Genomic DNA, 7,526 nt, shown 5'->3' with positions numbered 1-7,526 from the left:
CGAATGCACGAGCGTTACCACCGTAGGTTTTAGCCAGTACAGTAGTAATTGCAGCAGTCAGGGTAGTTTTACCATGGTCAACGTGGCCGATAGTACCAACGTTAACGTGCGGTTTTGTACGTTCAAATTTTTCTTTAGACACGACTCTATTCCTTAGTATCGCTCCCTCATTATTTGGGAAGGAGCTGAATCTAGATATTAAACCCGAAAAACTTATTTAGCTTTACGAGCTTCGATAATAGCCTGAGCGACGTTGCTCGGCGCTTCATTGTACTTCAAGAACTCCATGGAGTAAGAAGCACGACCTTGGGTCTGAGAACGCAGGTCAGTAGCATAACCAAACATTTCAGATAATGGTACCTGAGCACGTACGGTTTTACCGGTAGCAATGTCTTCCATACCGTCGATCATACCACGACGACGGTTCAGGTCACCGATAACGTCACCCATGTAGTCTTCTGGAGTTTCAACTTCAACTTTCATGATAGGTTCCAGCAGAATTGGTTTCGCTTTCATGAAGCCTTCTTTGAAGCCCATAGAACCTGCGATTTTGAACGCCATTTCAGAAGAGTCAACTTCGTGGTAAGAACCATCGAACAGTGCGACTTTAACGTCAACAATCGGGTAGCCGGCCAGAACACCATTTTTCATTTGTTCCTGAATACCCTTATCTACCGCAGGGATATATTCTTTAGGAACAACACCACCAACGATTTCGTTAGCGAATTCGTAGCCTTTGCCACCTGGTTCCATTGGCTCAATACGCAGCCATACATGACCAAACTGACCACGACCACCAGACTGACGAACAAATTTACCTTCTTGTTCAACAGTAGAACGGATGGTTTCACGGTAAGCAACCTGAGGTTTACCTACGTTCGCTTCAACTTTGAACTCACGACGCATACGGTCGACCAGAACATCAAGGTGAAGCTCACCCATACCTGCGATAATCGTCTGACCAGATTCTTCATCGGTAGACACGCGGAATGATGGGTCTTCCTGTGCCAAACGACCTAAAGCGATACCCATTTTTTCCTGATCAGCTTTAGTTTTTGGCTCAATAGCAACAGAGATTACTGGCTCTGGGAATTCCATACGCTCCAGAATGATTGGTGCGCTGATATCACACAGAGTATCACCTGTTGTCACGTCTTTCAGACCGATCGCAGCAGCGATATCGCCTGCACGAACTTCTTTGATCTCTTCACGTTTGTTAGCATGCATCTGAACGATACGGCCGAAACGCTCTTTTTTGTCTTTCACTGGGTTAAGAACGGTATCACCGGAATTAACCACGCCAGAGTAGACACGGAAGAAGGTCAAGTTACCAACGAATGGGTCAGTAGCGATTTTAAACGCCAATGCCGCAAATGGTTCGTTATCGTCAGAATGACGCTCTGCCGGAGTATCTTTTCCATCAGGCAGAAGACCTTTAATGGATTCAACATCAGTTGGCGCAGGCAGATACTCAATAACAGCATCCAGCATTGCCTGAACACCTTTGTTCTTAAATGCGGAACCACAGGTAACCAGGATAATTTCGTTAGTCATAACACGATAACGCAGACCAGCTTTGATCTCTTCTTCAGTCAGCTCTTCACCGCCCAGATATTTTTCCATCAGTTCTTCTGACGCTTCTGCAGCGGCTTCAACCAAGTTGTTACGCCATTCTTCAGCCAGATCCTGCATATCAGCTGGAATATCTTCATAAGTGAAGGTAGTTCCCTGATCTTCATCATTCCAATTGATAGCTTTCATTTTCACCAAGTCAACAACACCGGTGAAAACGTCTTCGGCACCAATTGCCAATTGCAGAGGCACTGGGTTTGCAGCCAAACGAGTTTTGATCTGCTCAACAACGCGTAAGAAATTCGCTCCCATACGGTCCATTTTGTTAACGAACGCGATACGTGGAACTTTATATTTATTCGCCTGACGCCATACGGTTTCAGACTGTGGCTGAACACCACCAACCGCACAGTAAACCATTACGGCACCGTCAAGAACACGCATGGAACGTTCTACTTCGATGGTGAAGTCAACGTGACCTGGGGTATCGATGATGTTGATACGATGCGCATCAAACTGCTTAGCCATACCTGACCAGAAAGCAGTTGTCGCTGCGGAGGTGATGGTAATACCACGCTCCTGCTCCTGTTCCATCCAGTCCATAGTAGCAGCGCCATCATGAACTTCACCGATCTTATGGTTTACACCAGTGTAGAACAGAATACGTTCGGTAGTGGTGGTTTTACCGGCGTCGATGTGTGCACTGATACCGATGTTGCGGTAACGTGCAATGGGTGTTGTACGAGCCATTTGATTCCTCTATTCCTAGGACGTTCAATTTAAATCTGGGCGGCAGAATAGCCGCCCAGGGCATCATCACTACGATGGGATTACCAACGGTAGTGTGCGAACGCCTTGTTAGCTTCTGCCATACGGTGAACGTCTTCACGTTTCTTCACAGCAGAGCCTTTGTTCTCAGCTGCATCAGATAATTCGTTCGCCAGGCGCAGGGCCATAGACTTATCACCGCGTTTACGAGCAGCATCAACGATCCAACGCATTGCCAGAGCATTACGACGAACCGGACGAACTTCAACTGGAACCTGATAAGTAGAACCACCAACACGGCGGGATTTTACTTCCACGGTTGGACGCACGTTATCCAGTGCGAGCTCAAATGCTTCCAGATGTTCTTTACCAGAACGCTGAGCCAGGGTCTCAAGCGCGCTATATACAATTGCTTCTGCAGTAGATTTTTTACCATCTACCATCAAGATATTAACAAATTTGGCCAGCAATTCAGATCCGAACTTTGGATCTGGCAGGATTTTACGTTGACCAATTACACGACGACGTGGCATGGAAATACTCCGTTTCGAATTCAGGGTTGTCCAAAACTCTACGAGTTTATTTTGACATTAAAGTGAAAATGTTTGGCCTTACTTAACGGAGAACCATTAAGCCTTTGGCTTCTTCGCACCGTACTTAGAACGACCTTGCTTACGGTCTTTAACACCGGAACAGTCCAGTGCACCGCGAACAGTGTGGTAACGCACACCTGGCAAGTCTTTAACACGACCGCCACGGATCAGAATTACGGAGTGTTCCTGCAAGTTGTGGCCTTCACCACCGATGTAGGAAGAAACTTCGTAACCGTTAGTCAAACGCACACGACATACTTTACGCAGTGCAGAGTTTGGTTTTTTAGGGGTGGTGGTATATACGCGAGTACATACGCCACGCTTCTGCGGGCAAGCTTCCAGAGCAGGAACATTGCTTTTTGCAACCTTCATGCTACGGGGTTTGCGCACCAGCTGGTTAATAGTTGCCATTATTAAAAAAACTCCTGGTTTTTTTGCTTCGTAAACACGGATTAAATCTCTTGTCTGCCCTGACGGCAAAACACGAGGACGCAGAATTTTATGGCTGACTCGCCGGGGTGTCAAGAAATATACAGTGTTTCTCTGACTACCAAGCGAATTGTTGATGGTGTTTTACTGTCAGGTTAACGAAGTCAGTATAATTGATAACTTGCACTTTGTCTGAAACCTGACCTACCAACCCCCGCGCCTCAATATCTTCTTTCAGCGCATACAATGTGACACCACGACTGATCAACGTCGGAAGATAACGATTACCCTCAATTCCTGCCAATACACCATCCTGAATAAACAATACATCATCACCACCAGCAAGCAGATTGAATATCGCATTGAAGTCACATTGATAAGGCGATCGGCCAATAGTATATAACATATCATTGTCCTTCCAATAGCTTAAAATGTCAGCACAACATCATAGCCAACCAGTTTCTCGCGAACTGTTTCTGCTGGTATCACTTCCACATCCAGAATAAAACGGTTAGCCGAGCTTAATCCACGCGCGATCAGGTCCTCTTGGCACAAATAACATGCTTCAATATCGTACAAAGGTAAGACTTTAAAAGTGGCGATATAGTTTCTAGCGAGTATTCTGTCAGGTCGCTGATCCGGCAACAGTTGGAATACACCATCAGAAATAAAAAATACACCGATATGTTCGGTTAATGCCGCAGTCGCCAGTAATGCATCTAACCCTTCTCTACCACCCGTATTACCATGAGGTGCTTGAGTGAAGACAAAAGCAATCTTTTTCATTTTTGCCTCTCATTTGCCTCTCAGAATTGCACCACTCGGTCGCAGGTCAGCATGGCTTCAGCCAGCGTTCCCAATCCACTTAATTCAAACCCTTCAGCCAGGTTTGCTACGGGTAAATTCAATTCATTAGCTTGCTGAGCGTCAAGGACACCACGGCGAAGGGCAGCGGCAATACAAATGTGCATACCAAACTGATGCTCTGTTGCCAGCATCTGCCATGCACCCACCAAATTGAATTCATCACTGGCAGGTGCAGTCAATTGATTACCGTTATAAACCCCTTCCCGATAAAAAAATACGGTATTGAGTTTGTGTCCCATCGCAACCAAAGTTTGTGCGAATTGGTAAGCACTGCTGGCTTGTTGGGTGCCATATGCAGGCCCCGTTACCAGCAGACAATAAGACAGAGGAGACATTACCGCTCAGGCCCTAAGCATTCACCATTCTTAAACTGGCGAATATAGAGATAAACAGTATGTTTAGAAATATTTAGGCGCTCAGCAACCTGATTAATCGCGTCTTTAATATCAAAGATGCCTTTCTCATAGAGATTCAGAACCACCTGCCTATTTTTAGCATTATTGGATACATTGCGATCAATATTGACTTCTTCGATAGTGTATTCCAGCGTTTGTGCAACCAAATCATCCACTGATGATGCAAAGTTTACATTTGGGGCGACATCATGGGTTTCCTCTGGAATAAATGTCTGAATAATTTCAGAGAAAGGGACATCAAGGTTCATATTAATGCACAGAAGACCGATCACTCTGCGATTCCGGTTGCGGATCGCAATCGTGACTGACTTCATCAATGAACCACTTTTCGCCCGGGTGAAATAGGCTTTGGATGCACTACAATCTTCATCTGTAATATCGTGCAACATACGCAGAGCAAGATCAGTGATAGGTGAACCTATTTTACGACCGGTATGTTCTCCATTAGCTATTCTGACAGCTGAACATTTAAGATCTTCCAGTGAATGAAGGACAATCTCGCAATGCCCACCAATCAGCATAGCCAAACCATCAACTGCAGCTTCATAAGATTTTAAAATTTCGTGATCCGTTTCAGTAAACGGTTGGTTTTCCAGTAAGTCGATATCACTGATATCACCAGATAATAACGGGTTAGACATTAAATACACCATCCTTCAAACGCAGACAACGTCTTGCTAAAAACACAACGTGATAAACTTATAAAAACTTCTTGTGAAAATTCAACTGTTGCAACTTAACAGAGATCTCAGTCAAAGATCTTTGCACTTACATTAGATATTGACGTTAAAACCACATGACATCATCGTCAAGCCATTGCCACTCAGACATTTGGCCTCTATCACAGCTTTCAGTAACAAAAAACCGTTGACAGAATCTCTACCAACGGTTTTATCTACACAATTCATCAAAAATATTTAGCTAAAAGATTACTTAGCCTTAGTATCCGCTTTCACATCCAGTAACTCAATATCAAATACTAATGTAGAGTTTGCAGGAATACCTGGGACACCAGCTTTACCATAAGCAAGCTCTGGTGGAATAACCAGTTTAATTTTTCCACCTTTTTTCACATTCTGCAAACCTTCTGTCCAACCTGGGATAACACCATCCAGACGAATAGAAAGTGGCTCATTACGCTTATATGAGCTATCAAATTCTTTACCGTCAATCAATGAACCCTTGTAGTTTACGACTACTGTGTCACTTGCCGCAGGCTTTTTACCACTACCGTCCTTCTCTATTTTATATAAAAGACCGGTTTGGCTCTTGACGACCCCTTTTTCCTTAGCGAATTCTTCACGATATTTAGCACCCTTAGCTTCATTATCGCTGGCTTCTTTTTCCATTTTAGCTTCAGCCGCAGACTTCACTTTGCCTTCAAATGCACGCAGAGTATTTTCAATTTCGCTATCAGTCAGTTTGCTTTTGTCCTTAAAAGCATCTTGCACCCCCGCCAACAACTGATCTTTATCCAATGGGATACCCAGAGATTTCTGCTCTTTCAAGGTGTTTTCCATATAACGCCCTAGAGATGCTCCCAGAGCATAAGCATTTTGCTGATCTTCTGTTTTAAATGCGCTATTCAGTTCTATACTTTGACTATCTGCTTTGGCAGCCAGTACCTGGGGAGCACTGAAAACCACTGCCAGCGTAGTGGCAAGCAGAGTAACTTTAAACAATGATTTCATCTGTTTCTCCAATAACTTTGGGGGATATTTACCATCAGCAAAAATTATGCAATCGAGTCACTATAACTGCCTACAGCAGCACAACACAATATTTGCCGCTTCTAGTGCCCCAAAACCATTGAGACAACATTAATGAAAAGAGGTTTCATAACAACCGTATTCCACAGAATATTCTGGGCATAATGAGTTACTCTTAATTAATATAAAGAGCCTAACACGGATAATACACAGCCTGAAATGGGAGAAAATCATGGATCTATCAGAGTTTGAACAACGGCTTGAACAGTTGGAAAGTCGCGTTGCCTTTCAGGAAATAACCATTGAAGAGCTGAATCAGGTAGTCACTGAGCAGCAGATGGAAATGGCTAAATTAAGAGAACATTTGCGGTTAATGACAGAGCGATTGAAAGCCTCTCAGCCGTCAATGGTGGCTTCACCGTCAGAAGAAACACCTCCACCTCATTACTGATTTTAACTAAGTAAAAAAACAACCAGTCACAATACACAGGGCAAGTAAGAGAAACCGACTCTCCCAAGCTTGCCCCGCTTTTTTGAAGATTAAAGCCTGATAATCCGCTTTAATCTATCAATGGCAGCTACCGCCACCGCAGCATCCGTTCCCTTCATTGTGGTGGTGGTGGTGACCATCGTCATGGCCGTGACCACCACAGCAACCCCCTTCGCCATGTTCGTGACCATGCGCACCGTGAACATGACCATGAGCCAGCTCTTCTTCGGTCGCTTCGCGGATAGCAATAATTTCAACATTGAATTTCAGATTCTGACCAGCCAGCATATGGTTACCATCAACCACAACGTGCTCATCTTCAACCGCAGTGATTTCCACAGGTACCGGTCCCATATCGGTGTCAGCCAGGAAACGCATGCCAACCTCCAATTCATCAACACCAACAAAGACATCTTTTGGCACACGTTGAACCAGATTGTCATCATACTGACCATAGGCATCATCAGCTTGCACGCTGACATCAAAACTCTCACCAGCCTCACGACCTTCCAGCGCTTTTTCCAAACCACTGATCAACGAACCACGGCCATGCAGATAATCCAACGGTGCACTCACCGGTGACTCATCAACTAAAACACCCTCTTCTGTTCTTACTTGATAAGCCAAGCTGACTACCAAGTCTTTTGCTACTTTCATTACATCTCCTACCCGTGGGTCTAAA

General features: G+C 44.6%; 11 protein-coding genes. 1 reads left to right on the top strand and 10 read right to left on the bottom strand.

The window, feature by feature from the left end; translation table 11 throughout:
* The 9 genes from C5469_RS18375 to fkpA form a co-directional block, all read right to left on the bottom strand.
* Positions 1 to 142, bottom strand: a 142-nt coding sequence (locus C5469_RS18375; protein ID WP_072161945.1) for a GTP-binding protein, incomplete at its 3' end; no start/stop codon positions are given.
* Positions 143 to 213: 71 nt separating this feature from the next.
* Positions 214 to 2,322 (bottom strand): elongation factor G, encoded by a 2,109-nt coding sequence (gene fusA, locus C5469_RS18370; RefSeq protein ID WP_166309693.1) that lies wholly within the window; start codon positions 2,320 to 2,322, stop codon positions 214 to 216.
* A gap of 80 nt (positions 2,323 to 2,402) precedes the next feature.
* Positions 2,403 to 2,873 (bottom strand): 30S ribosomal protein S7, encoded by a 471-nt coding sequence (rpsG, locus tag C5469_RS18365; RefSeq protein ID WP_012776532.1) that lies wholly within the window; start codon positions 2,871 to 2,873, stop codon positions 2,403 to 2,405.
* A gap of 96 nt (positions 2,874 to 2,969) precedes the next feature.
* Positions 2,970 to 3,344, bottom strand: coding sequence for a 30S ribosomal protein S12 (rpsL, locus tag C5469_RS18360; RefSeq protein WP_021322890.1), 375 nt, complete (start codon positions 3,342 to 3,344; stop codon positions 2,970 to 2,972).
* A 136-nt stretch (positions 3,345 to 3,480) separates the two neighbouring features.
* A complete protein-coding gene (gene tusB / locus C5469_RS18355) occupies positions 3,481 to 3,768 on the bottom strand; it encodes a sulfurtransferase complex subunit TusB (RefSeq protein ID WP_166309691.1) in 288 nt (95 codons plus the stop codon).
* A 20-nt stretch (positions 3,769 to 3,788) separates the two neighbouring features.
* Positions 3,789 to 4,148, bottom strand: a complete 360-nt coding sequence (gene tusC / locus C5469_RS18350) for a sulfurtransferase complex subunit TusC (protein ID WP_166309689.1) — start codon at positions 4,146 to 4,148, stop codon at positions 3,789 to 3,791.
* Between the two features lie 20 nt (positions 4,149 to 4,168).
* Complete coding sequence (gene tusD, locus C5469_RS18345; protein WP_166309687.1) at positions 4,169 to 4,564, bottom strand: sulfurtransferase complex subunit TusD; 396 nt, start codon at positions 4,562 to 4,564, stop codon at positions 4,169 to 4,171.
* Positions 4,564 to 5,286: a helix-turn-helix transcriptional regulator gene (locus C5469_RS18340; RefSeq protein ID WP_166309685.1), complete on the bottom strand. Its 723-nt coding sequence runs from the start codon at positions 5,284 to 5,286 to the stop codon at positions 4,564 to 4,566. The genes tusD and C5469_RS18340 overlap by 1 nt, the downstream gene beginning before the upstream one ends.
* 288 nt (positions 5,287 to 5,574) lie before the next feature.
* A complete protein-coding gene (fkpA, locus tag C5469_RS18335) occupies positions 5,575 to 6,336 on the bottom strand; it encodes an FKBP-type peptidyl-prolyl cis-trans isomerase (protein WP_166309683.1) in 762 nt (253 codons plus the stop codon).
* Between the two features lie 250 nt (positions 6,337 to 6,586).
* Between fkpA and C5469_RS18330 the strand changes: the two genes are divergently transcribed.
* Positions 6,587 to 6,805 (top strand): protein SlyX, encoded by a 219-nt coding sequence (locus C5469_RS18330; RefSeq protein WP_054481087.1) that lies wholly within the window; start codon positions 6,587 to 6,589, stop codon positions 6,803 to 6,805.
* A gap of 117 nt (positions 6,806 to 6,922) precedes the next feature.
* On the opposite strand, the gene slyD is transcribed toward C5469_RS18330, so the two are convergent.
* Positions 6,923 to 7,501 carry a peptidylprolyl isomerase gene (gene slyD / locus C5469_RS18325; protein ID WP_166309681.1) on the bottom strand — a complete coding sequence of 193 codons (579 nt, stop codon included), beginning with the start codon at positions 7,499 to 7,501 and terminating at the stop codon, positions 6,923 to 6,925.
* Positions 7,502 to 7,526: the final 25 nt, after the last annotated feature.

This window comes from Photorhabdus cinerea (assembly GCF_011189575.1).
Lineage (GTDB): Bacteria > Pseudomonadota > Gammaproteobacteria > Enterobacterales > Enterobacteriaceae > Photorhabdus > Photorhabdus cinerea.
This window is presented reverse-complemented; position numbering and strand designations above follow the sequence as displayed.

Coding starts and splice junctions, on each gene's coding strand:
- tusB (WP_166309691.1), bottom strand. CDS start 3,768: ATGTTATATACTATTGGCCGATCGCCTTATCAATGTGACTTCAATGCG.
- slyD (WP_166309681.1), bottom strand. CDS start 7,501: ATGAAAGTAGCAAAAGACTTGGTAGTCAGCTTGGCTTATCAAGTAAGA.
- rpsL (WP_021322890.1), bottom strand. CDS start 3,344: ATGGCAACTATTAACCAGCTGGTGCGCAAACCCCGTAGCATGAAGGTT.
- C5469_RS18340 (WP_166309685.1), bottom strand. CDS start 5,286: ATGTCTAACCCGTTATTATCTGGTGATATCAGTGATATCGACTTACTG.
- tusD (WP_166309687.1), bottom strand. CDS start 4,564: ATGTCTCCTCTGTCTTATTGTCTGCTGGTAACGGGGCCTGCATATGGC.
- fusA (WP_166309693.1), bottom strand. CDS start 2,322: ATGGCTCGTACAACACCCATTGCACGTTACCGCAACATCGGTATCAGT.
- tusC (WP_166309689.1), bottom strand. CDS start 4,148: ATGAAAAAGATTGCTTTTGTCTTCACTCAAGCACCTCATGGTAATACG.
- rpsG (WP_012776532.1), bottom strand. CDS start 2,873: ATGCCACGTCGTCGTGTAATTGGTCAACGTAAAATCCTGCCAGATCCA.
- C5469_RS18330 (WP_054481087.1), top strand. CDS start 6,587: ATGGATCTATCAGAGTTTGAACAACGGCTTGAACAGTTGGAAAGTCGC.
- fkpA (WP_166309683.1), bottom strand. CDS start 6,336: ATGAAATCATTGTTTAAAGTTACTCTGCTTGCCACTACGCTGGCAGTG.